This window comes from Sphingobacterium sp. PCS056 (assembly GCF_023273895.1).
GTDB lineage: Bacteria > Bacteroidota > Bacteroidia > Sphingobacteriales > Sphingobacteriaceae > Sphingobacterium.
Genome location: NZ_CP096883.1, coordinates 2993337 through 3016973 on the forward strand (window position 1 = coordinate 2993337; position 23637 = coordinate 3016973).

Consider the following 23637-nt stretch of genomic DNA (forward strand, 5'->3'; position numbering starts at 1 on the left):
ATAAAACATTTGCAATTTTTTAACAAGACTATTTTTTACAGATAACTTTCTAACGAATTGAAATTCAGTCAATTTGTTTTATTGTCAGAATAAATTGACTGTAATTTTACTTCTTTATGATGAATTTAAAGATGAATATATCTGTTTTATTTGACTATTGTAACAAAAAGGTCAGTTCAATTGTTTGATATTTTAAAAATTTGGTTCTACGTAGAAATGAATGCGTTCATTCGTGACGGGATGATTGAATGCGATGTATGCAGCATGTAGGTGCAAGCGATTCGCCTTTTGACCATAAAGATCATCCCCTACGATGGGGCAATTCATACCGCTGGGGTGTGCAGAGTGGAGGCGGAGCTGATGCGTACGTCCTGTGAGCGGAAAATACCGCACCTTTGTTTTGCCGGCTACAACAGCAATTTTCTCCCATCTTGTAACTGCTTTTTTTCCATGTTCATAGCAGACTAGCTGCCGGGGCCTATCGTCTAAATCTACGCGTATAGGCAATGATATCATACCAGCATCTTCGGTGATAATGCCGTCTAGTAAGGCAATATATTGTTTGACGATGGTGTGGTTGATAAACTGGCTTTGTATGATCTTATGCGCCTCTTTATTTTTTGCTAAAACAAGAATTCCCGATGTCGACATATCCAGTCGATGCACGATTAACGGTCCAGCATCTGGATATTTTTTGATCATGCGGGTGTAGACCGAATCTTGGACATGGATACCCGGGACGGATAAGAACTCCTCAGGCTTGTTGATGATCACCAAACTTTCATCTTCATAAATAATAGGAAGCGCTATATTTTCATCTGGGTTTTCAAGCATTGGATTTTTATCCACAAGTAATCCCTGTAGCATATATCCAAGTATGGGCTCACATTTATTTCGACAAGCAGGGTAATAGTGTAAATGCCTACGTACCTCAGCCGAAGGAGATTGGCCCCACCAGAATTCCGCAAGTGCGATCGGTTTATACTGATTTAAATAAGCATATTGTAGTAATTTTGGGGCAGCACATTCTCCCGATCCTGCAGGTGGCTGTAACTTATTAAAAGCCTTAAAAATGTCCATGACATTTTTACTTTCGCCATTTGCATTTAGAAAATTATACTGGGCGAATAATTGATTTTGGAGTCGAGAAGAACGTTTTCTACGTTCTTCTTTTAGATCTGCGATGGTATCAATGTAATCTTGTAAAGGCTGTTCCGCAGCAGCCATATCCAGTTGATACTGCTTCTGGAAAACATGGAGTTCATACTTGTCTCGTAAGCTCTGTTTAATCAGATCTTGCTCAAGTAATGCGTATGAGACTGCAGATAGAACCGATTTTGAATGATCTCGAAGAAGTTTTCTTTCTTTCTTTTGAGTTTTTAGCTTTTCCTTAAATTGTATTAATTGCTGATCGAGGTTGATTTTAGTTTCCTCAAGTGCACGTTTGAGTTCAATGCCCTTTTCACTCCCTTCCAATACAGCTATTTGTTTATTGAGGTCATTTAAATGATCTTCTTCTAACAGAAAAAATGAATTTTCAGTCAGCATATCAAATACCGGAGGAACAAAATAGCGATGGTCGTTTTTTCCGGCCAATTTTCCCGAAAATCCAGCTAAAAAACCAATTTTTTTATTCTGATCCTGAACAACTAAAACACCAAACATCTTTCCAATAGCCTGTCCTTCCATTTTAGGTTCCAAACCAAAGTTGTGGATCCATTCCTGCTGCGTGAGAATATATTGCTGAACATATTCACTTGCCTTTTTTGCCAATAAATGTGGTTCGTAGCAGAAAGGAAAAGTGAAATGGGTAGGCAAGGGTATCGCATTGATCTCTTCATCAAATTCATGAAAGTATATATCCTTGCTCAAACAATTATCCATCATTATTGTTGTTCTCATTATAAAGGCAAAAGTACAAAAATGATGTTATTTTTATGACAATATAAATGCTTAATTCATGGACTTTAACCCAGTATTTTATTAATATTGTATATGAAATAACGATAATTTTAATTATTAAAGTAAATAGTAAAATAATTCATTATGAAAGCAAAAATTGGTATTAAAGAAGCAGACTTAGCTAAAGTATCCGCTATTTTGAATAATCTATTGGCTGATGAGAGTGTAGTATATCAAAAAACAAGAAACGCACATTGGAATGTCGAAGGACCAGATTTTCATGCAGCACATTTATTTTTAGAGTCTCAATACGATCAGTTAGCTGAGATTATTGACGAAGTCGCTGAGCGTATCCGTCAACTCGGACACTATGCTGTAGGATCATATGCTAAATATTTAGAATTAACGCACTTGACTGAAACAAAGTATGAGCATACAGATAGTAAAGGTTTTTTTAAGGAATTGTTGTCAGACCATGAGTCTATTATCATGAGTATAAGAGGAAACTTGGATGCGGTGGAGAAAGCAGGTGATCAAGCAACTGAAGATTTTTTAGTAGGCGTACTGGCGCAGCATGAAAAACTAGCGTGGATGTTACGTGCACATGTGTCGTAGGATACAAACTGTTATATAAAAAAACAGTAATCAATTTGGTTACTGTTTTTTTTTATGCCTACTAATAAAGACTGCATGATAATTGTTCAAGTAGTTTCATTATTTAAATTTGTTTTTTTGTGTGTATGCGTAACTATTTTATTCTGATCGCTTTTTTATTTCTTTTCACTTCCTGTGCCGAATCTTTAGTGGTACAATCCACGGGAGTTTTGCAGAATGCTGCTCGGGTACACCATTTGAAAAATGGTGATCGGGAGATTATTTATATTCCCATGCGTCATCTCGGTAAGCGTAATTATTACGATTATATCCAACGTCAAGTTGATTCGCTCCAACAGCAAGGTTTTGTAGTGTTTTATGAAAGTATCGCTTATCAAGTGGATAGTGCACAGCAACGGGATCTGTATGATCGCAAGTTTAGAAAATTAGTTGGCCATACAGTCGGCAGTACCAAAACCTATGAAAAGACATCTGATACAACCAAAGTATTGATGGCCCCTATGTATAAAAATCTTGGAAGCAGAATCATTCAACAACCGGAGTATTCGTTTTTTAAAGTAGACTATAATACCGCTGTGGTAGCCGATATACCCAAAAATGTCCTACTCGATGAATTTGAATATACGTACGGAGATATTGTTTTGGAGCCATGCGATTGGAAGACGCCTCTCCATGAACCCTACAGCTGTAAAGCTGCAAAAGGAAAGTTAAAAAGGATTTTTGATCGTCAATTTATTATGAAAAGAAGAGAAGAAAATTTAGCAGCTTTAGTTGCAGATGCTGCACAAAAGAAAATTCTGATTATGTTTGGGGCCGCGCACTATAAAGGATTCTTAAAGCATCTGCAAGAGCGTGATCCAAATTGGAAAATTGTAAAATAAAATATATGGAGAAATTGTTTATCATCATATTGGTACCAGCTGTTATTTATCTAGTTTATTATTTGTTAAATAAAACGCACAAAAATAGTAAAGCCATCAGACGAGTTTTAAGTAAAGAGGGAAAAGCTATTTTATTGAAAGAAGTACAATACTATCAACATCTCGATGATGCGGATAAAATCGAATTTGAAGAACGCTGTTTACGTTTTTTAGATCAGGTTAGTGTTGAAGGTGTGGGTGTCGAAGTTTCATTAAAAGATTATATGTTAGTTGCCGCGAGTGCGATCATACCTGTTTTTGCATTTAAGAAATGGGAGTATGCCAATCTAACGACTGTGCTGCTCTATCCCAATACCTTTAATCAAGAATATCAGTTTGAAGGCAATGAGGAAAGAAGAATTTTAGGTATGGTGGGAGAGGGTTCTATGAATGGTCAAATGATTTTATCCAAGGCAGCACTGGAAGCAGGTTTTCTTAATACAAAAGATGGGCAAAATACCGCTATCCATGAATTCGTTCATTTGTTGGATAAGACAGATGGTGAGGTGGATGGTCTACCCGAATTTTTAGTTGATCATACTTATACCTTAGCGTGGTTGGAAATGATACGAAAAGAAATTTTGAAAATCCAAGATGGCAAATCGGATATCAATCCATATGGTATTACCAATCGAGCTGAATTTTTTGCTGTGGTTTCGGAGTATTTTTTTGAGAACCCAGATCGTTTAAAAAGCCATCATCCTGAACTTTATAAGGCATTGAGCACTATTTTTAAGCAGGACTTAAGTTTTGATTCATCCATGTAAATGACGAGCTTACCTACGCTTTATGTGCACATGTAATTGTAAAGTTGCTGAGCATCTGTAGCCTGTGGGTAATTGACTGTCTTTTCCTTCGGTGAACATCAGGTATTAAAAAATAAAACGCCCTTCAACATGATATGGAAGGGCGTTTTTTATGGTCCAATTGCCTGAGCAAAAACCACTTTAGAAGCGCTTAAATTGCTTCCAGAAGTTGCTTTTCATGCAATTCAAAATATTGACCTTTTAAGTTCATCAGTTCTTCATGTGATCCTTCTTCCGCAATTTTTCCCTGATCTAAGACGATGATTTTATCCGCATTCTTGATTGTGGATACACGATGCGCGATAAAAACACAGGTCTTGCCCTTCATGATACGGCTTAGCGATGTGAGTATCTGTTCTTCAGTCTTGGTATCGACGGCTGATAAACAATCGTCGAATATTAAGATTTTAGGTTCTTTAATTAAAGCACGCGCGATAGACACCCGCTGTTTCTGACCACCAGATAAGGTAATACCACGTTCGCCAACAGAAGTTTCAAAACCTTGATCAAAGCCTATTATATTCTCGTACACAGCAGCATCCTTCGCCGCTTGCTCAACTTGTTGCTGTGTAAAATGATCCAGTCCAAATGCGATATTATTACTAATCGTGTCGGAAAATAAAAAGACCTCCTGAGGTACAAACCCCGTTTGCTGTCTCAGATCTTGATAATCTAAGTCCTTAATGGATACATCATCATACTTGATACTGCCTTTTTCAATATCAAACATCCTCAACAATAAGTTGGCTAAAGTCGATTTGCCGGAGCCCGTTTTACCAATGATTGCTAAGGTTTGACCTGCAGGGATATGAAACGATAGATCTTTGATCGCCTGAATACCTGTTTCAGGATAGGTGAATGATATATGTTCGACTTTAAGGTCTCCGCTGAGTGTTTTTTTCGTCGTGCCATTGATAATGGGTGAGTTGGTATTCAAAAATTCATTGATTCGCTTTTGCGAAGCCGAAGCCCGCTGTACCAAAGAAGTAACCCAAGCCAGAGACATGGCAGGGAAAGTCAATTGATTGACATAGATAATAAACTCGGCGATATTTCCAGCTGTGATGGTACCTTTCGCGACTTCCAAGCCACCCACATAAATGGTGATAATGGTACTTAGACCTATAAGCAATAAGATCAAAGGAAAAAAAACAGCTTGCACCTTTACCAGCGACAGTGCTGTATTGCGATAGATGGTGCTCTCGTCTTCAAAAGCATCCATTTTATATTTTTCTCGATTGTAGGTCTTGATCACCCTGATACCGGCAAAGTTTTCCTGCACAAACGAAGCAAGACGAGCCAATTGTTTTTGAATTTTTTCACTCCTTTTGTTAATAATTTTATTGACAAACAAGATCACAACAGAGAGAATCGGGATCGGGATGAGCGCATATGTTGCTAGGCGAGCATTGACATCGTACATGGCATAGATGACCATGATAGAAAGAACAACCGTATTGATCGCATACATGATCGCGGGGCCTAAATAATTGCGTACCTGATTGACATCCTCTGTCGCTCTGCTCATGAGGTCGCCGGTATTATTTCTTCTAAAAAAAGCAAAATCGAGCTTCTGGTAATGGCGGTAGATTTCATTTTTTAGATCATACTCGATATGTCTGGAAGTCAAGATAATGGTTTGACGCATCATAAAGAGGAAAATGCCGCGTAATAAGGATAGGAGTAAGACCACTCCACCGAAGAAAAGTAAACTCGATCCAAAAACCTTGTATATCAGCTCCTGTCTTTCAAATCCACTGTAGAGTTTATATAAATAAATGTTCTCCTGTACTAAATCAAAGGCTTCGCGTATTACCTTAGCAGGAAGAATACCAAAATAATTGGAGATGATAACGAAAATAACACCTGGAACCAACTTCCAGCGGTATTTGTAAAAATATTTATTTAAATAAGCTAACTCTTTCATATAATAATACAAATGTAAAACTTATTCAGCATTAAATTTTGTATTTTACAAACTTATACTGTCACAAACAATTCATAAGTTTTGTATTTATTTTGAAAGAAAAATTTAGTGTGAAATATATTTTCTACTTTTGTTTCCAAATTACCATAAATAAAACTTGAAGCAGAATTTTATGTCAGCATCTCAAACTCCAATTTTCGAATTACTGGGTCAATTTGGTCACCAGAATTTGTTTTTTTGTAATGATGAAGTAGTTGGTTTGAAAGCAATTATTGCCATTCATGATACCACATTAGGTCCAGCAATAGGCGGAGTCCGAATGTTGCCCTATTCCAGTACAGAAGAAGCAATCGAAGATGCTCTTCGTCTTTCCAAAGCGATCACTTACAAATCAGCAATCACAGGTCTCAACCTAGGTGGTGGAAGTGCAGTTATCCTGGGAAATCACCGTATCGATAAATCTGAAGTATTATTAAGACGTCTCGGACAATTTATTGAAGGTCTCAGTGGCAATTTCATTGCTTCGATCGATGTGGGTATTGGACAACGTGATTTGGAGCATATCTTTGCTGAGACTTCGCACGTCGCAGGTCTTCCCAAAGCTATTAATGGAGGTGGTGATACTTCAGTTTTTGCAGCTCAAGGTGTACTTTATGGTATCAAAGCTTCTTTAAAAGAATTATATGGCTCCGATAGTTTAGCAGGACGCAAAGTAATCGTACATGGCATTGGAAGTGTAGGTGAGCGTCTGATTGAGATGTTGCGGGACGAAAATTCACGTGTCTATGTGAGTGATATTACCGAAGACCGAATGTTAAAAACTGCGGCTAAATATAAAGTGGAGACCATCGCATTTGACAAAGTTTTTGATTTTGATTGTGATGTCTATGCTCCATGTGCACTTGGAGGTACTGTTAATCCCGAGACCGCTGCTAAAATGCAATGCAAAATTATTGCAGGCGCTGCCAATAATCAATTGAAAGAAGAATTGATCACAAGTAATATTCTCCATGAAAGAGGCATTTTATATGCACCAGATTATTTAATCAACGCTGGAGCATTGGTCAGCTGTTATTCCGAAATACAGGGATATGGTGCTGATCATACCGAATTTGTCATCAAAAATATTTACAACGCAACACGCGAAGTATTCCAAAAATCAAAGCAAGAAAATATTTCTTCATTCCAAGCTGCTAATCAAATCGCAGAAAAGCGTATCTTTGACATTCGAAAACTCAAAAGATAGAGAAAACAAAAAAAACAATCGTTCTTATATACAAATCGTTCTTTAAAATACTATGTTAAATAGAAGACACCTAAGGGTCAAAGTAGTGCAAACGCTTTATGCGTACAGTTTATCTGAAGATAAAGATATCAAAGCCTTTGAAAAGGCATTATTGCAAAATGTGGATGAAGTGTACGAAATGTACATTTGGACATTAAATCTGCTAGATGAAGTGGCTGATTACGCATTAATAGATGCAGAAGGTCGTGCAAATAAATTTTTGCCAACGGAAAAAGATTTATCGCATAACACAAAACTAAGTAGCAATACGTTTATCGAATCTTTAAGACAAAACCCACAGTACGCAGAAGGAGTAAAGAAATACGGTGTTTCTTGGAACTTTGATCCTGAAATTGTTCGTACAGTATTTGCTCAGTTGAAACATTCTGAAGACTATGCTTATTATATGCAGTCGTCAGATCGTTCAATCGCTGTTGAAAAAGATATCATTAAATTTATTTTCAAAAAAATAATTTTGAAATCTCCGGTTATCGAGCAGGTTTTTGAAGAAAAATTTATCAACTGGACAGTCGATAAAGAAGTTTTGCAAGCGTTGATTGCCAAAACATTCAAAAATTTTAGCTCCGAAGAGCCTAGACAAAATAAGCTAGCAGAGCTGACACAAAATTGGTATGATGATAAAGATTTCATCTTGAATCTGATTGCAAAAACAATCCGAAACACAAATGAATATCAAAAAATGATTACCGAAAAGACAAAAAACTGGGAATCAGACCGTATCGCTTTAATTGATACGCTATTGATGCGCATGGCTATTTGCGAATTGGTGAATTTCCCTTCTATTCCAGTAAAGGTTACGATTAATGAATATATTGAAATTTCAAAGGTTTTCAGTACACTTAAGAGTAATACCTTTATTAATGGTATTTTAGATAAAATTTTAAGTGATTTAAATCAAGATGGCCGTATTCAAAAACAAGGTCGTGGATTGAATAATTAGAAAGATATTTATGAAAAAATTGAACTATTCACTTCTTTTAGCATTAGGCATTTGTACGTTGAGTTCATGTGGCTCCAACACTAAAAGTGAAAAGACAACAGCAGAACCAACAGTTACGACAGAAGATACTGCTGCCAATCGTGAAGCTGCTGCAGCTGCGATTGGAACAATTGAATTTGCTGAACCTGTACATGAGTTTGGACAGATCAAAGAAGGGGAAGAGGTAACGCATGTTTTCACCCTGACTAATACGGGCAATGCACCTTTGATCATTTCAGAGGTAAGAGCTTCATGTGGATGTACGCAGCCCGAGTTTTCAAAAAACCCTGTTCTTCCGGGTAAAACATCAGACATTAAAGTCACTTTCAAAAGTGAAGGTCAGGTAGGCAAGCAACAGAAAATCATAACCATTCACTCTAATGCTTCAAATGGACTGACAACAGTTCAATTAAAAGGCGAAGTATTGGCGGCTAAATAATTAAATATAAAACAGATAACATATGAATACAGTTTTTTTACAGGCAGCGGGCTCAGGAAGTAGTTTAATGAGTTTCTTACCGATGGTACTTATCGTGGTTGTTTTTTATTTCTTTATGATTAGACCTCAAATGAAGAAACAAAAAGATCATAAGAAATATATTGAAGAATTAGGTGTTAATTCTCAAATCGTCACAAATGCGGGTATTCACGGTCGTATTGTTGAGGTTTCGGAAACAACATTTTTAGTAGATGTAGGTTCTGGTGTTAAAATTCGTTTTGACAAGTCAGCAGTTGCATTAGATGCTTCAAAAGCATTGAACGCTAAAGCATAATACAATAGAAATTGAAGGAAGCCGATCTTATTAAAATAGGATCGGCTTCTTTATTTAAGGAGCTTCAATTTGCAATTTATTTCGTCAGGATATGAAAGGCAAAATGATTAAGTTTGTATATGGCAAGTATTATTCGCATCAGTAAATCACAGAAAAGAAAATTGATCACATTTACACGGTGTGTTCTTATTTCCTTATTTGCTTGGCTATTATTTTCAATTTCAAATGAATATACCATTACTGTAAAAGCAGGAATAGAATACGTCAACTTGCCTGAAAAACGTGCCTTTCATCCACAACAATCTGATACGGTCAACATCAAGTTGAAAATGACGGGATGGCAGGTGCTGTTCTCTAAAGTCAAATCTGAAGTTCCAACAGTACATGTGGATATCAGTGGCCTGAAGAATAAGAATTGGATTGTGCTGTCCAACCAGATCGGCTTTATCAATCGTCAATTCCCCCATGAACAATTAGTGGTTTCCGTCAGTCCAGATACCTTATACTTTGACTTTTCAAAGCAGACGCAGCGTAAGGTTCCCGTAAAAGCGATGGCAGATATTCAATTTAGAAAGCAATATGGATTTATCGATGAAACTCTTGTCAGTCCCAAATATGTCACGATATCAGGACCCTATGAAGATGTTGCCAATATAGAATATTGGGAGACGGATACCATTAGAGGAAAGGACGTATTCTCTGATCTCCGCACGGTAGCTTATCTCAATAAGAACCAAAAGGCAAATATCAATGTCTACCCGACCTCTGTGGAGGTGTTGATGCCGGTGGGTGAACTGACCGAAAAAATTATTGAATTGCCTCTGAAGGTTGAAAATAATACACATTTTAAGTCCGTAAGAACAATGCCAAGTAAAGTTGCCATTACGGTACTCATGTCTGTCAAAGACTATAATAATTATACAGCAAGAGATTTTGAAGCTGTGGTCGATATCAATGATTGGGAAGGAGCTAAGGTGAAATATTTACCTGTTATCTTGACCAAGGTGCCAGATTTTTGTTCTATTCTAAGAGTAGAGCCTCAAAATGTTGATTTTTTTGTGCGTAAATAATATGGGAATTAAAGTAGGAATAGCAGGTGGTATTGGGTCTGGAAAAACAATCGTATGTGATATTTTTAAAGTTTTAGGCGTACCAATTTACAATGCCGATCTAGAGGCAAAGTTGATCATGAATAAGAGCGATCAGGTTCGACAAGCAATTATAGCCACATTTGGTGATCAGACGTATCAAAATGGGATATTGAATAGGGAATTTCTAGCTGCTCAAGTCTTTAATGATGCTGACCAATTGGCCAAACTAAACGCGATTGTCCATCCCGCAGTGATACAAGCTGCAGAAGATTGGGCTGATGCCCAAACAGCGTCTTATTCATTAAAAGAGGCTTCCATCCTATTTGAAAGTGGATCGTACAAAAAATTGGATTATACGATTTTGGTGACAGCTCCGGTCGAAATACGTATAGCGCGAGTCATGGCAAGAGACCAAGTCACAAGAGAACAGGTGCTGGCACGAATGAACAATCAGCTACCTGATGAAGAAAAGGCCAAATTAGCCGATTTTGTGATTATTAACGATGGAATAGAAGCATTAATTCCACAAGTGATGGCATTACACCATCGATTTCAGAAATAGTTTTTTATGTTAAATATATTATCAGACTTTTTGGTTCGAAAACCAGAAGGTTATTATTGTCAATATGGAGATTTTTATATTGATGCCCTACTGCCCGTTTCTATAGATGTTGTGTCTCATGGACATGGTGATCATGCAAGACCTGGACATACAACGATTTACAGTACAGCAGTTACTGCCGCTATAATGCGATACCGTTATTCCCAACAACCGCAGTCCAGCTATAGAACAATAGATTTTCAGCATGCATTTCAGATTGGTCCAGTGCAACTGACTTTTATTCCCGCAGGACATATACTCGGATCTGCCCAGATCTTGATGGAATATAAAGGAGTTCGGTATCTGTATACAGGTGATTATAAATTGCAGGAGGACGAGACCTGCGAGCGCATTGAAATTGTTCAGGCAGATGTTTTGATTACAGAATGTACATTTGCAGATCCGGAAGTCATTCATCCAGATCCGATTGATGAAATCAAAAAATTGAATGATCAACCTTTTAATATCTTACTGGGAACTTACTCACTAGGGAAAGCCCAGCGTTTAACTGATTTGATCAATAAGCATTGCCCAGACCGAAGAGTATTGGTGCACCATGGTATCCTGCCGCTTCACCGTATCTATGATGATATGGGCCGTAAAAAGCTTACCTATGAGCAGTACAATAGAAGAGAGATGAAGGTGGGAGAACCCAATAAGGTCTATATGGTTCCGCCCATGACATTCAATAGTTACATTCGTGCGACTAAAGTCGTTCGAGCTTTTGCTTCAGGATGGAAGAGACTTCAGCAGCATAATGATCTTTCCCTCTACATTTCTGATCATGTGGACTGGAATGATATCCTATTTTTCATCAAAGAGGTCAAACCTCAGGAAGTATGGACACTGCATGGAGACGGTCGGATATTAAAACAGTATTTTGAGGGGCAGCTAGCTGTTCGTGATATCTTTTTATCTTTGTAAATCAATTTATTATAGCCATCTATTTAATTATTAAATTTAAATAGATGGCTGTTTTTTTTATTGAGATTTTACCTTTGATCTGATCAATAAAAGACATACAATAACCCCTAATACTACTAAAAATAGACTGAATGGAAATATAAAGTCCATGCCAAATTGCTTGGCCACTAAGCCGATAAGCGGACCTGATACACCCAGCGAAATATCAATAAATAGTCCATAGGCCCCTAAAGCCGCACCTTTATTTGCGCTGGATGCTCTTTTGACAGCCTCAACTCCCAATGCCGGAAATACCATTGAAAATCCTAATCCAGTAATAGAAGCACCAATGATCGTCAATAGCGGTGAGGGGGCAAAGGCGATCAGCAACAGTCCAGCACTTTCAATCAGCATCGAATATAAAGCTATTTTGACGCCTCCAATTTTATTGATACTTCCCGTCAGCACAAAACGGCCTAAGACAAACATCGTACTAAAACACGTAATGCAAATGGCGGCATTTTCCCATCCCTTATAATTGTAGTACAACGTGATGAATGTTGAGATTGTTCCAAAACCTATACCTGCCAGTGCAAGACCTATTCCAAAGGGAGATACGACTTTAAAAACAGAGAAAAATGAATTTCTAACTTCATTGGATAGCGAATACAGTGCTTTTTTATTGATGGTCGAAATAAGACCTATAAAGCCCACCACGATGGTAAATGCTGCGATTGACCAATTGCCTAGGTGCTGAGATAAAATGACGCCTAAGGGAGCGCCTATAGCCATAGAGCTGTAATTGGATATCCCATTGTAAGAAATTGCGGTACCGGTGTGTTGGTCGCCTACGCGCAAAATAGCCCAGTTGACCGGACTTGCACCAACCATACCTTCGCCACAGCCTGTTAATAATCTGGAAATAGCCAGTAAGCTAATGGAAAGTAATGGGGTAGCGCTGGTCGAAAATGCAGCCCATAACAGGATCCCTGTGACCATAAAACAGATCATACTCGCGATAATAGCAGGCTTAGGACCTTTTTTATCGACGATCGTTCCCGCGTAGGCACGCATAAAAAAGGTCATGATATATTGAGAACCAATGACTGCACCTGCAATAATGGTATTGAATCCTAATGTTTCATGGATGAAAATAGGAAGTACAGCTAGCGAAAGACCAATTGTGAAATATCCGTAAAAAGTTAAAATCACATAGCTAGCAATCTGAAAACGGTAATCAAGAGCCGTCTTTTGCAAAGATTTGGATAACATGCTGCAAAGGAAGCAAACCTAACGGGGATAAAAAAATAAAAGGCGATATTCTCGTTCAGAATATCGCCTTTATTACAAAGTAATTATAATAAGACTACCAGCCCTTTATAGCACCACCTTTAAAGACTCTTTTGGCAGTTGCTTCTACTTCAGGCGACTGGTACGCCTCAATAAATTGTTTGATGCGTTCATCATTTCGATTGTCCTCTCTGGATACGATTAAATTGACATACGGCGACTCGCTATCTTCTGCAAATAAACCCTCTTTTTCAGGATTTAACCCCGCTTGAGCAGCGAAAGTATTGTTAATGATCGCAATGACCACTTCCTTATCGTCCAAAACTCGTGGTAATTGAGGAGCTTCAAGCTCCATAATATTTAATTTCTTGGGATTATCGATGATATCTGTCTTTTTGGGCAATAGACCAACGTTGTCTTTTAGTTTGATCAATCCTTCTTTTTGTAGCAATAGCAGTGATCTTCCTCCATTTGTGGGATCATTGGGAATCACAATAGTAGCACCTGGTTGCAATTCACTGATCGATTTTATTTTTTTAGAATAAGCAACTATCGGAAATACAAAAGTATTGGCAACGGCTGCTAATTTATAACCCCGTTGTCGAGATTGTTCTTGAAGATAAGGTAAATGTTGGAACGAGTTGATATCAATGTCACCTTGGTTTAAAGCTTCATTGGGGACTACATAATCGTTGAAAGAGACCAATTCAACATCAAGGTTGAATTTCTCCTTAGCAACTTTTTTTGCTGTTTCAGCAATTTCTTGTTCAGGACCGGCGACAATTCCTACTTTAAGGACTTTCGAATCTGTTTTTTTTCCGTTACAAGCAATCAGGCCAACTAAGGTCAGTGCTACCACGCAAAGTTTAGAGTGTAATCTCATAGTTTTTAAAATAGATGTTAACGATGATTAGCTTTTTTAGACATGTAATCTCCAGTAAACTGAAGAATAAATACAATTAAAATTAGTAAAATTAATACAGCATTCATAATAAAAGTATCATAACCAATATAACCATACTGATATCCAATCTGCCCCAGTCCTCCGGCACCGACAGCACCTCCCATAGCTGAATAGCCAACTAAGGTAATCAATGTAATGGTCACATTATTAATGAGTGATGGTAGTGATTCGGGCAATAATACCTTGAAAATAATCTGTGTTGTAGTCGCTCCCATAGCACGTGCAGCTTCAATCAGTCCATGAGGAATTTCCAGTAAACTATTTTCAACTAATCGCGCAATAAAGGGTGCCGCAGCCAGACTTAAGGGTACCAAGGCTGCTGTCACTCCAATGGAAGTACCTACGATTTGCCTAGTGAACGGAATCATCCAGACAATAAGAATAATAAAAGGGATCGAACGAAATACATTCACCAATACAGCAAGTAACTGGTGTATCAATTTGTTCTCATGCAATTGGCTTTTGCGGGTTAAAAACAGGAAAATACCTGTAGGAAGTCCAAGGGCAAAACCAAAAAATCCCGACAGGAAAGTCATGACAATAGTTTCTATGGTACCATTGATCAATAAATCGATAACTGTATCAGACATATCCTATAATTTCTGTTTGTGAATAATTTGATTTTAAATAGCTCAGGCCATCGACGATGCGTTCGGCATCACCAATAAGTTCCAAATTAAGGATCCCAAATTTAATTGACCCTACATAATCAATCTGCGCACTGATAATGGCAACATCAATGTGATAGTGTTCATGCAAATGTTTGATAACCGATATTTGATTATGATGTTCTGCTAGATAGATCTGTACAATAGGATTGCCGCTTTCTTTTAGGCGGTCTTGGTAGATCGCAGGAAGTTCGGCATGTAGAGAAGATTGAATAAAATGTTTGGTAAGAGCTTCCTTTGGAGACGTGAAAATCTGTTCTACAGTACCGGTCTCTATTAATTTGCCACCATCTATCACGGCTACTTGATCACAGATGATTTTGATTACCTCCATCTCATGCGTAATAAGCAAAATCGTCAAGTTTAGCTTTTTATTGATTGACTTGAGCAATTGCAAAATAGATTTGGTTGTCGCAGGATCCAATGCGCTGGTCGCTTCATCACATAACAGAATTTCGGGATCACTAGCTAGTGCTCGAGCGATAGCCACACGCTGTTTCTGTCCTCCGGACAAATTAGCGGGATAATCATGGACCTTATCCTCGAGTCCTACTAACGCAAGAAGTTCCATTACTTTGAGCTGGATATCTTTTTTTGAAATACTGGTCAACTCCAATGGGAACGCAATATTTTGAAAAACCGTACGAGAAGATAGTAAATTGAAGTGCTGAAAGATCATTCCGATTTTTCGGCGTTGCTGAACCAAATCCTGGCGAGACAACTGCATGATGTCAACGCCGTGGATCAACACTTGACCTTCATCGGGTTTTTCCAATAAATTGACACAGCGAATCAACGTGCTTTTTCCTGCACCCGAGCTCCCTATAACACCAAATATTTGCCCTTTCGGAATCGCTAGCGTGACTTGATCTAATGCTTTCGTAAACTTATTTTTTACTGCAAATGTCTTGGAAATGTTAATTAATTCTATCATTTATGTATAGTAAAAACTAATCTTACAAAAAAAACCTTTCAAACATGTCCTGAAAGGCTTATGGATATGAAGCAATTTGATCTCATGATAAAAACATGAATTGCTATATTTTAGGGCAAATGTATCAAAAGTAGCCCTAACTCACAATACTAATCTTTAAATTACAGGTTTTTGATACATGCTTCGTTCAAAGTGGGATATTTAAATGTAAAACCAGCATCCCGTATTTTTTGGTTACTGGCGCTTGTGCTTGTCAGTAAAACTTCCTCACCCATCTGGCCCAAAGCCAACTTCAGTGCAAATGTAGGAACATAAATAGGGAGATAAAAGCTACCTATCTTTTGCTTGGCCATACGATCGATAATGGTCTTCTGAGGAAGTACTTCCGAAGAGACTGCATTAAAGATGCCTGATAGGTTACTATCACGAATGGCTGCCAAATAAAGATGGCAAACATCATCAATATGGATCCAGCTCATTTTTTGTTTACCTGATCCTAAGTAAGTAGCCATTTTGTACTTAAAGGATTTGATTAGTTCTTTTAACGCTCCTCCATCCTTACTGAAAACTACCCCTAATCTCAAGATGACGATTCTTTTGTGGAGAAGCTCAATAGGTTTAATGCTATCTTCCCATAGTTTACAGGTCCAACTCAAGAAATCCGTTCCCTGCTCTTCATACTCTTTAAAAATGTGGTTAGGACTTTTGTCCGCTCCATACCAGCCAACAGCAGAAGTAGAAATGACGGCTTTTACCTTATTTGGGATTTGCTGTAAGGCTTCAACGATCAAATTACCGCTATTGACCCGACTCGAAATGAGTTCTTGCCGGCGCTTTTTAGTCCAACGTTGATCAGCAATCCCGGCTCCGGCGAGATTGATTATATAATCAGCCCGTTGAATAGCGTGATTATTGATTCTTTTTTGATCCGGATCCCAATCCAGGTATTCGATATGGGCACTGTCTTGATGTGACTTGGCACTTCGCGTGAATATGATGACATGAAAGCCTTCGCTAATCAGTAATGTTGCGAGATCTCTTCCTATTGTTCCTGTACCACCAGCTAGAATGACTGTTTCCATATTTGATAAGATCTATTAAGCTTAAAAATAACAAGATAGTTTATTAACGCCAATTTAATTTTTATTTATCATATTCCAGCCTTAATCAAATTAAAAATTGGTTATTTTGCTGCATATCGTGGAAGAGAATTATTATAATATGAATTATTTCGATGAGCTGACAACGCTCCTTAATATTGAACAAAACTTTGATCGTGAGCAATATGAGTTACTTTTGTTAAAGTCAAGCTTGAATGAACGTAAGCTGAAAGGAGTAACTTGGTTTCCCATTCAAATAAAAAGTGACGAAATAGGTAGAGATGATTATTTGACCATTACGCTGACCAAAACAAATCAGATGGAGGAGGAGCATCGTTTCCGATTTGGCATGCCTGTAGCACTATTTTCCAATCATGATCCACAAGTAGACCGACAAGAAGGTTTGATTTCTTATGTAAGCCGTGACACCATGAAGATTGCATTTCGGGTAGACGAACTGCCCGATTGGAGTCGGCGCGGAAAGTTGGGTGTGGATCTGCTATTTGATGAGAACTCGTATAAGGAGATGCACGACGTGCTCCGGAAAGCAAAAGATTTGCGCTCGGATTTACATAAAGGAAGACTCATTCGCGAAATAATCGGAGAAGAACAAGTAAAGGACTATGAAAAAGAAACGTATTATGATGATGCAGCTTTAAATCAAAGCCAAAATGAAGCTATTGCACTAGTGTTGAGTTCAAGTCCGATTTCAATTATTCATGGTCCCCCAGGTACAGGGAAAACGACAACGCTCATCAAAGCCGTAGCTGCCTTGCTCAAAAAAGAAAAAAAGCAGATCTTGATTGTTGCTCCGAGTAACACAGCGGTAGATGTGCTGACCGAACGATTGGATGCTGTGGGCGTGCTGGTGACAAGGATTGGAAATCCAGTGAAGATTTCAGAGCACCTGCAAGAATTGTCATTGGATGCACAAGTGGATCAGCATCCTGCCAATAAGGAGGTCAAGATATTAAAGAAAAAAGCTCGAGCCTATACGGATATGGCTCAAAAATATAAACGAAGTTTTGGACGTTCAGAGCGTGAGCAACGCAAGGCTCTTTTTGATGAAGCTCGAAAAATAACGAAAGAAATTGGCGATATCCAAGATTTTATCGTTGGAGATATTTTGGATAAAGCGCAAGTGGTGACGGCCACTTTGGTAGGGGCAAATCAATACGCTATTAGAAACAGAACCTATGGGGTCGTCGTTATTGACGAAGCGGCACAAGGGTTGGAACCCGCATGTTGGATTCCTATTTTAAAGGCAGATAAGATAGTGCTGGCGGGAGATCATCGTCAACTGCCCCCAACCGTAAAGTCAACTGCGCATATGAAAACAGGACTTTATGATACATTATTTGAAAAGTTGGTCAGTCGGTATCCTAGCCATGTTGCCCTACTCAATGTTCAGTATCGGATGAATGAAAAAATAATGAAATTTCCGTCCTTAGCCTTGTATGACGACCACTTATTGTCAGCAGAGCAGGTGCAGCACTGGACTTTAAAAGGAGATCAAGAACCTGTGTTATTTATTGATACGGCAGGTGCTGGATTTGAAGAAGAACAAGAAGGAACAGCTACTTTTAATCAAGGGGAAGCCCAGTTTTTAAAAACTCATTTGAGCGAATTGCTGACAAAGCTTTCTGCGACTTATGTTGAAGATGATTTTCCAAGTATTGGGGTTATTACTCCTTATCGGAAACAGGCAACTCTATTGCATGAGGTGTTATCACATGATGAATGGATGGCTACCTATCGTAAAAACATACAGATCAATACCATCGACAGTTTCCAAGGACAGGAGAAAGATATTATATATATAAGTTTAACCCGAAGCAATGATCAACAAACCATTGGCTTTTTGTCGGACGTCCGCAGAATGAATGTGGCCATGACTAGAGCTAGAAAGAAACTCATCGTCATTGGTGATAGTGCTACAGTAGGCAAACACGAATTTTATGATGCCTTTATCAAATATGTTGAGTCTGTCGAAAGCTATCATAGTGTTTGGGAATGGGATCTGAATCATTAGATTCCCAAAAAATGAATAAAAAAATATTGATCAGATTTCATATTTAACTGTTATTTTAGTACACAACCCATATCAAATTAATTATGTATCAGCATTATCAAAATAGCGAACTTGTTTTTAAAACACGATGGATTACCAACGAAGGGTTTTATTTTTCTGAGAAAGAATTGCCAGATACATCATTAGAACAGTTTCTGAGTAAATCTGGAGACCCAGAAGAACATATAATTTTCATACCCTATAGTCAGATTAAGCAAGTAGCACCCCTTTATGAAAATCAACCTCCCTTGCTCGATATGGATGTCGTTGACCCGAGTAATTATCAAGCACTAGTGGCAGATTTTGAAAATAAAGCCCAATTGCAGGAAGCTATCCAAGAAATCGAAAAGCATTCAGGACTTAAAGAAGATGTTGAAATTATAAAGAATAAAAGCTGGATGCGCAATTTGTTGTATACGATTGCAGCAGCTTTTTTCGGCTTTTCATTGGTGATGATGGCCAGAGAAATGGAAGCAGGAGAATCATTAGACTTAAGCGGTAGCAGATCGGGATTTAAAAATATTTTGGCTTCGATAGCAGGTCAGTTGGGGGTCGTTGGATCCTCTGTATTGGCAATTGCGTTAGTTGCAGGATTTGGTTATCTTACTTATACAATCTATAAAAGCTCAAATACAACAAGGGTGGTATGGAAGAAATAGGGTCTCAGATATGCCATCTCCATCATAAGTATTTTGTAGGCAGACGTTATCATACGATCAGATTGTTCAGGATAATACCATAAAAAATGCGGTTGACACAGTCAACCGCATTTTTTATGGCGAGGCATGTTTTATGTTATTCGATCTCTTTTTTATTTAAGAATACAAATTGACCGTCGAAGACATCGAGCTGGATAACAGCATCTTTATTTACCTTTCCTGAAAGGATCTCTTTTGAAAGTTCATTCAAAATTCGTTTTTGAATCACGCGTTTCAAAGGTCTAGCACCATAGGTAGGGTCATATCCCAGTTGTGCCAACCAATCCAGTGCATCATCAGAAGCAGTGATGAAAATATCCTGTTCAGCTAACTGTTTTTGAATGTTACCAAATTGCATCCTGACAATGCTACCAATTTCTGTTCTGCTCAATGGTGTGAACATAATGATTTCATCAATCCGGTTCAAGAACTCTGGACGAATCGATTTCTGTAACAGCTCAAACACTTCACCTCTTGTTTTAGCGATGACCTCATCTCTATTGATATCATTCAAATGCGAGAAGTTCTCTTGGATAATATGCGAACCTGTATTTGAAGTCATGATGATAATCGTGTTTTTGAAATTGACTGTTCGACCTTTATTGTCCGTCAAATGTCCATCATCCAATACTTGAAGCAATATATTGAACACATCAGGATGTGCTTTTTCAATTTCATCCAATAGGACCACAGAGTAGGGACGGCGTCGTACAGCCTCAGTCAATTGACCACCTTCTTCATAGCCCACGTATCCTGGAGGCGCTCCGATCAGTCGAGATACAGCATGACGTTCTTGATACTCAGACATATCAATTCTGACCAACGCATGTTCGTCGTCAAATAAAAATTCAGCTAATGCTTTCGCTAATTCTGTTTTACCAACACCAGTTGTACCCAAGAAGATGAAAGAACCAATTGGACGTTTCGCATCACTAAGGCCAGCTCTTGATCGACGAATCGCATCTGATATCGCTTCAATAGCTTCTTCCTGACCAGCCACTCTTTTATGTAATTCGGCTTCGAGTGAAAGTAGTTTTTCACGTTCTGACTGAATCATTTTATTGACAGGGATACCTGTCCATTTGGATACGACATCGGCAATGTCTTCAGCGGTCACTTCCTCTTTCAACATGCGCTTGCTATCTTGCTTTTCAGCCAGTTCAGCCTTTAGTTTTTCAACCTGATCTTGTGCCTCTTTAATACGGCCATAGCGTATCTCTGCTACCTTGCCATAATCTCCAGCACGTTCAGCTTGATCAGCCTCTTGTTTGTAATGCTCAATATTTTCAATTTCTTGGTTGACCTGGTCTACCAATGTTTTTTCAGACTGCCAAGAAGCACGTAACGAATCCCGTTCAGCAGATAAATTTGCAATAGTTTCAGATAGCTCACTTACTTTCTTGTCATCATGTTCACGCTTGATGGCTTCGCGCTCGATCTCCAACTGCATAATGCGGCGATTTAACTCGTCCACGGCCTCAGGCACAGAGTCCATTTCAAGACGTAATTTTGATGCGGCCTCGTCCATCAAATCAATGGCTTTATCCGGTAAGAAACGATCTGAAATATAGCGTGTCGATAATTCGACCGCTGCGATGATCGCCTCATCAAGAATACGCACTTTATGGTGAGTTTCGTATCTTTCTTTTAATCCCCTTAAGATTGAAATTGCATCTTGGGTAGTTGGTTCATCAACCATTACTTTTTGAAAACGACGCTCCAATGCCTTATCCTTTTCAAAATACTTTTGATACTCGTTTAAAGTTGTGGCACCTATAGCGCGAAGTTCACCGCGCGCTAGGGCAGGCTTTAAGATATTGGCAGCATCCATTGCGCCTTCACCGCCACCAGCACCCACTAAGGTATGGATCTCATCAATGAACAGGATGATCTCTCCATTGCTATCGGCTACCTCTTTGACAACAGCTTTTAATCTTTCTTCAAATTCACCTTTGTACTTAGCGCCAGCTATCAGCGCACCCATGTCCAACGAGAATACAATCTTTGACTTTAAATTTTCGGGTACATCACCATTGATGATGCGGTGTGCAATACCTTCAGCAATTGCCGTTTTTCCAACACCAGGCTCACCCACTAAAATCGGATTGTTCTTAGTTCTTCGGGACAGAATTTGCATCACGCGACGGATCTCTTCATCACGACCGATAACTGGGTCCAATTTTCCCGATTCAACAAACTCATTTAAGTTACGCGCATATTTTCCCAAAGCATTATAGGTCGCTTCAGCATTTTGATCCGTTACCCTGCTATTGCCGCGCAGCTCCTTAATGGCCAATTTGAGATCTTTTTCATTGACACCTTGATCTTTTAACAAGGAAGAAGTCTTATCTCCAGCATTTAATATACCCAAAAGAAGATGCTCAACAGAGACAAATTCGTCATTAAACTCCTTCAAGTAGCTTTGCGCTTTCTGTAAGGCTGTATTAGAAGCGTTGCTCAAATAAACATTTGTACCACTTACTTTTGGAAATGCTTGGATCTGTTTATCCAACTCGCCACCTAAGTAGGAGATGTTGACATTTAATTTTTTTAACAGGTGACTGATCACATGTTCATCAACTGTTAGTAATGCTTTTAATATATGTGCGGTCTCAATAGCTTGCTGTTGATTGCCACTGGCAATCTCAGAAGCCTTTTGAATCGCCTCTTGTGCTTTAATCGTGTAGTTATTGAAGTTCATAATTTTTTCCATTTGATTCTACACAAGGGTAACAATCAAAATGCCATATCTGTTTTTATTCTTTTTTCGGAAAAAATGTCTTCTATTTTTATTGTTAAATGACAAAATTTCAGTTTTAGCTGTTTTTCTGTGTTCTGATCCGATATGGAGAGAAAATAAAGCGCTTGATTTTCAGAAAATTATTAAAATTATTAAAAAAAAATTCAATAAAGCTTGATTTTGTTGTCAAAGGTTTCGATATTTGCACCATCATAATTCGAAAGGGTTATTTAAAAAAGCCTCTTTAGCTCAGCTGGTAGAGCAACTGACTTGTAATCAGTAGGTCATTGGTTCGATTCCGATAAGAGGCTCTTTTTTAAACTTTCAGACATGATGCCTCCTTAGCTCAGCTGGTAGAGCAACTGACTTGTAATCAGTAGGTCATTGGTTCGATTCCGATAGGAGGCTCAAAAAGGTCAATCTCACAAAGATTGGCCTTTTTTTATTTATAGCAATTTCCTGATGTTTCGCCTTATAAAAAAAAGTCCACCATACGATCGTATGGTAGACTTGATGCTTACAGGTTGTACTACTAAAAGTTTGGTTTTAATAAATACTTATCATAGAACCTGAAAATATGATCAGCAGCTTCTTCAGCTGTATCTACAATTCGATATAGTTTTAGATCCTCTTCACTAATGTAGCGATCGCCGAGCATCGTATTTTGAATCCAATTAAAAAGACCACTCCAGTATTCGGTACCTACCAATACGATCGGGAAGCGGGCGATCTTACCCGTTTGGATTAAAGTTATGGCTTCAAATAATTCATCCATCGTTCCAAATCCTCCCGGCATGACGATATAGCCCTGCGAATATTTCATAAACATCACCTTTCGAACAAAGAAATAGTTAAATTCGAGTAGCTTATCACGATCAATATATCTATTGTGAAATTGTTCAAAAGGCAATTCAATGTTTAATCCTACAGATTTACCCCCTGATTCGTACGCACCCTTATTGGCAGCCTCCATGATTCCGGGACCACCTCCAGAAATGATCCCATAGCCTCGAGCGGTCAATAGGCTTGCTACATCAACAGCCATTTGATAGTATTTATGGTCTTGGGGAGTTCGCGCAGATCCAAATATGGATACACAAGGTCCAATCTTTGCCAATTTCTCAAAACCATCCACAAATTCGGACATGATCTTAAATATTTGCCACGAATCTTTTACTTTTATCTCTTGCCACGTTTTGTTTTCAAAGGCACTCCTTATTTTGTCGATTTTATCGTCTTTAGTGATATCCATGCTCTAATGTTAGTGTAAAATTATTATTCCCATTTTTTGAAGGGAATACAAGATAAGGAATATTTTTAATTTGAGCAGTTTCTTTAGCTAATATATT

Annotated in this window: 21 protein-coding genes and 2 tRNA genes; 14 read left to right on the forward strand and 9 right to left on the reverse strand. The window is 38.3% G+C overall.

All coding sequences use genetic code 11. From position 1 onward, the window contains the following. Window positions 1-192: 192 nt before the first annotated feature. A complete protein-coding gene (locus MUB18_RS12340) occupies window positions 193-1902 on the reverse strand; it encodes an RluA family pseudouridine synthase (RefSeq protein WP_248753286.1) in 1710 nt (569 codons plus the stop codon). A gap of 144 nt (window positions 1903-2046) precedes the next feature. Here MUB18_RS12340 and MUB18_RS12345 point away from each other — a divergent pair, with 144 nt between their 5' ends. The 3 genes from MUB18_RS12345 to MUB18_RS12355 all read left to right on the forward strand — a co-directional run bounded on the left by MUB18_RS12345 (window position 2047) and on the right by MUB18_RS12355 (window position 4204). Continuing rightward, entirely contained in the window at window positions 2047-2517 is a 471-nt protein-coding gene (locus MUB18_RS12345; protein ID WP_248753287.1) for a Dps family protein, read from the forward strand. Window positions 2518-2642: 125 nt separating this feature from the next. After that, window positions 2643-3398 carry a hypothetical protein gene (locus MUB18_RS12350; protein ID WP_045755832.1) on the forward strand — a complete coding sequence of 252 codons (756 nt, stop codon included), beginning with the start codon at window positions 2643-2645 and terminating at the stop codon, window positions 3396-3398. A gap of 5 nt (window positions 3399-3403) precedes the next feature. Further along, window positions 3404-4204 (forward strand): zinc-dependent peptidase, encoded by an 801-nt coding sequence (locus MUB18_RS12355; RefSeq protein WP_094773404.1) that lies wholly within the window; start codon window positions 3404-3406, stop codon window positions 4202-4204. 190 nt (window positions 4205-4394) lie between these two features. Here MUB18_RS12355 and MUB18_RS12360 read toward each other — a convergent pair whose 3' ends face one another. Next, window positions 4395-6170: an ABC transporter ATP-binding protein gene (locus MUB18_RS12360; RefSeq protein ID WP_094773337.1), complete on the reverse strand. Its 1776-nt coding sequence runs from the start codon at window positions 6168-6170 to the stop codon at window positions 4395-4397. 172 nt (window positions 6171-6342) lie between these two features. Here MUB18_RS12360 and MUB18_RS12365 point away from each other — a divergent pair, with 172 nt between their 5' ends. From MUB18_RS12365 to MUB18_RS12395, 7 genes are all read left to right on the forward strand, one after another. Further along, entirely contained in the window at window positions 6343-7416 is a 1074-nt protein-coding gene (locus tag MUB18_RS12365; RefSeq protein ID WP_094773338.1) for a Glu/Leu/Phe/Val family dehydrogenase, read from the forward strand. Window positions 7417-7468: 52 nt separating this feature from the next. Further along, entirely contained in the window at window positions 7469-8416 is a 948-nt protein-coding gene (gene nusB, locus MUB18_RS12370) for a transcription antitermination factor NusB (RefSeq protein ID WP_045755835.1), read from the forward strand. A 10-nt stretch (window positions 8417-8426) separates the two neighbouring features. Further along, window positions 8427-8894, forward strand: a complete 468-nt coding sequence (locus MUB18_RS12375; protein ID WP_248753288.1) for a DUF1573 domain-containing protein — start codon at window positions 8427-8429, stop codon at window positions 8892-8894. Between the two features lie 22 nt (window positions 8895-8916). Beyond that, window positions 8917-9228 carry a preprotein translocase subunit YajC gene (yajC, locus tag MUB18_RS12380; RefSeq protein ID WP_045755837.1) on the forward strand — a complete coding sequence of 104 codons (312 nt, stop codon included), beginning with the start codon at window positions 8917-8919 and terminating at the stop codon, window positions 9226-9228. 119 nt (window positions 9229-9347) lie between these two features. Further along, on the forward strand, window positions 9348-10298 hold the full coding sequence (locus tag MUB18_RS12385) for a hypothetical protein (RefSeq protein WP_248753289.1): 951 nt from the start codon (window positions 9348-9350) through the stop codon (window positions 10296-10298). A gap of 1 nt (window position 10299) precedes the next feature. Then, window positions 10300-10881 (forward strand): dephospho-CoA kinase, encoded by a 582-nt coding sequence (gene coaE / locus MUB18_RS12390; protein WP_248753290.1) that lies wholly within the window; start codon window positions 10300-10302, stop codon window positions 10879-10881. 6 nt (window positions 10882-10887) lie between these two features. Then, window positions 10888-11844, forward strand: coding sequence for an MBL fold metallo-hydrolase (locus MUB18_RS12395; RefSeq protein WP_248753291.1), 957 nt, complete (start codon window positions 10888-10890; stop codon window positions 11842-11844). 57 nt (window positions 11845-11901) lie between these two features. On the opposite strand, the gene MUB18_RS12400 is transcribed toward MUB18_RS12395, so the two are convergent. The 5 genes from MUB18_RS12400 to MUB18_RS12420 form a co-directional block, all read right to left on the reverse strand. Continuing rightward, window positions 11902-13095, reverse strand: a complete 1194-nt coding sequence (locus MUB18_RS12400) for an MFS transporter (protein WP_094773340.1) — start codon at window positions 13093-13095, stop codon at window positions 11902-11904. A 94-nt stretch (window positions 13096-13189) separates the two neighbouring features. Further along, the gene (metQ, locus tag MUB18_RS12405) at window positions 13190-13996 is read right to left on the reverse strand and encodes a methionine ABC transporter substrate-binding lipoprotein MetQ (RefSeq protein ID WP_045756076.1); all 807 of its coding nucleotides are present in this window, start codon (window positions 13994-13996) and stop codon (window positions 13190-13192) included. 17 nt (window positions 13997-14013) lie between these two features. Then, window positions 14014-14667, reverse strand: coding sequence for a methionine ABC transporter permease MetI (metI, locus tag MUB18_RS12410; protein ID WP_045756075.1), 654 nt, complete (start codon window positions 14665-14667; stop codon window positions 14014-14016). Then, the gene (locus tag MUB18_RS12415; protein ID WP_248753292.1) at window positions 14660-15679 is read right to left on the reverse strand and encodes a methionine ABC transporter ATP-binding protein; all 1020 of its coding nucleotides are present in this window, start codon (window positions 15677-15679) and stop codon (window positions 14660-14662) included. The genes metI and MUB18_RS12415 overlap by 8 nt, the downstream gene beginning before the upstream one ends. Window positions 15680-15840: 161 nt before the next feature. Next, the gene (locus MUB18_RS12420; protein WP_248753293.1) at window positions 15841-16761 is read right to left on the reverse strand and encodes a TIGR01777 family oxidoreductase; all 921 of its coding nucleotides are present in this window, start codon (window positions 16759-16761) and stop codon (window positions 15841-15843) included. A gap of 139 nt (window positions 16762-16900) precedes the next feature. Between MUB18_RS12420 and MUB18_RS12425 the strand changes: the two genes are divergently transcribed. Together MUB18_RS12425 and MUB18_RS12430 are read left to right on the forward strand one after the other, a co-directional pair. Next, the gene (locus MUB18_RS12425) at window positions 16901-18811 is read left to right on the forward strand and encodes an AAA domain-containing protein (RefSeq protein WP_248753294.1); all 1911 of its coding nucleotides are present in this window, start codon (window positions 16901-16903) and stop codon (window positions 18809-18811) included. A gap of 83 nt (window positions 18812-18894) precedes the next feature. Further along, window positions 18895-19509 carry a hypothetical protein gene (locus tag MUB18_RS12430; protein ID WP_248753295.1) on the forward strand — a complete coding sequence of 205 codons (615 nt, stop codon included), beginning with the start codon at window positions 18895-18897 and terminating at the stop codon, window positions 19507-19509. A 136-nt stretch (window positions 19510-19645) separates the two neighbouring features. On the opposite strand, the gene clpB is transcribed toward MUB18_RS12430, so the two are convergent. Continuing rightward, window positions 19646-22249 carry an ATP-dependent chaperone ClpB gene (gene clpB / locus MUB18_RS12435; protein WP_094773345.1) on the reverse strand — a complete coding sequence of 868 codons (2604 nt, stop codon included), beginning with the start codon at window positions 22247-22249 and terminating at the stop codon, window positions 19646-19648. A 277-nt stretch (window positions 22250-22526) separates the two neighbouring features. Between clpB and MUB18_RS12440 the strand changes: the two genes are divergently transcribed. Both MUB18_RS12440 and MUB18_RS12445 read left to right on the forward strand, forming a co-directional pair. Further along, window positions 22527-22599, forward strand: a tRNA-Thr gene (locus MUB18_RS12440). Between the two features lie 24 nt (window positions 22600-22623). Next, window positions 22624-22696: transfer RNA gene (locus MUB18_RS12445), tRNA-Thr, on the forward strand. A gap of 124 nt (window positions 22697-22820) precedes the next feature. Here the strand turns inward: MUB18_RS12445 and MUB18_RS12450 are convergent. After that, the gene (locus MUB18_RS12450) at window positions 22821-23540 is read right to left on the reverse strand and encodes a TIGR00730 family Rossman fold protein (protein WP_084405459.1); all 720 of its coding nucleotides are present in this window, start codon (window positions 23538-23540) and stop codon (window positions 22821-22823) included. Between the last annotated feature and the right edge of the window lie 97 nt (window positions 23541-23637).

What these genes read in the sequence shown, in the direction of transcription:
- MUB18_RS12340 (WP_248753286.1), bottom strand. Translation starts at nt 1,902, where the DNA reads ATGAGAACAACAATAATGATGGATAATTGTTTGAGCAAGGATATATAC.
- MUB18_RS12345 (WP_248753287.1), top strand. Translation starts at nt 2,047, where the DNA reads ATGAAAGCAAAAATTGGTATTAAAGAAGCAGACTTAGCTAAAGTATCC.
- MUB18_RS12350 (WP_045755832.1), top strand. Translation starts at nt 2,643, where the DNA reads ATGCGTAACTATTTTATTCTGATCGCTTTTTTATTTCTTTTCACTTCC.
- MUB18_RS12355 (WP_094773404.1), top strand. Translation starts at nt 3,404, where the DNA reads ATGGAGAAATTGTTTATCATCATATTGGTACCAGCTGTTATTTATCTA.
- MUB18_RS12360 (WP_094773337.1), bottom strand. Translation starts at nt 6,170, where the DNA reads ATGAAAGAGTTAGCTTATTTAAATAAATATTTTTACAAATACCGCTGG.
- MUB18_RS12365 (WP_094773338.1), top strand. Translation starts at nt 6,343, where the DNA reads ATGTCAGCATCTCAAACTCCAATTTTCGAATTACTGGGTCAATTTGGT.
- nusB (WP_045755835.1), top strand. Translation starts at nt 7,469, where the DNA reads ATGTTAAATAGAAGACACCTAAGGGTCAAAGTAGTGCAAACGCTTTAT.
- MUB18_RS12375 (WP_248753288.1), top strand. Translation starts at nt 8,427, where the DNA reads ATGAAAAAATTGAACTATTCACTTCTTTTAGCATTAGGCATTTGTACG.
- yajC (WP_045755837.1), top strand. Translation starts at nt 8,917, where the DNA reads ATGAATACAGTTTTTTTACAGGCAGCGGGCTCAGGAAGTAGTTTAATG.
- MUB18_RS12385 (WP_248753289.1), top strand. Translation starts at nt 9,348, where the DNA reads ATGGCAAGTATTATTCGCATCAGTAAATCACAGAAAAGAAAATTGATC.
- coaE (WP_248753290.1), top strand. Translation starts at nt 10,300, where the DNA reads ATGGGAATTAAAGTAGGAATAGCAGGTGGTATTGGGTCTGGAAAAACA.
- MUB18_RS12395 (WP_248753291.1), top strand. Translation starts at nt 10,888, where the DNA reads ATGTTAAATATATTATCAGACTTTTTGGTTCGAAAACCAGAAGGTTAT.
- MUB18_RS12400 (WP_094773340.1), bottom strand. Translation starts at nt 13,095, where the DNA reads ATGTTATCCAAATCTTTGCAAAAGACGGCTCTTGATTACCGTTTTCAG.
- metQ (WP_045756076.1), bottom strand. Translation starts at nt 13,996, where the DNA reads ATGAGATTACACTCTAAACTTTGCGTGGTAGCACTGACCTTAGTTGGC.
- metI (WP_045756075.1), bottom strand. Translation starts at nt 14,667, where the DNA reads ATGTCTGATACAGTTATCGATTTATTGATCAATGGTACCATAGAAACT.
- MUB18_RS12415 (WP_248753292.1), bottom strand. Translation starts at nt 15,679, where the DNA reads ATGATAGAATTAATTAACATTTCCAAGACATTTGCAGTAAAAAATAAG.
- MUB18_RS12420 (WP_248753293.1), bottom strand. Translation starts at nt 16,761, where the DNA reads ATGGAAACAGTCATTCTAGCTGGTGGTACAGGAACAATAGGAAGAGAT.
- MUB18_RS12425 (WP_248753294.1), top strand. Translation starts at nt 16,901, where the DNA reads ATGAATTATTTCGATGAGCTGACAACGCTCCTTAATATTGAACAAAAC.
- MUB18_RS12430 (WP_248753295.1), top strand. Translation starts at nt 18,895, where the DNA reads ATGTATCAGCATTATCAAAATAGCGAACTTGTTTTTAAAACACGATGG.
- clpB (WP_094773345.1), bottom strand. Translation starts at nt 22,249, where the DNA reads ATGAACTTCAATAACTACACGATTAAAGCACAAGAGGCGATTCAAAAG.
- MUB18_RS12450 (WP_084405459.1), bottom strand. Translation starts at nt 23,540, where the DNA reads ATGGATATCACTAAAGACGATAAAATCGACAAAATAAGGAGTGCCTTT.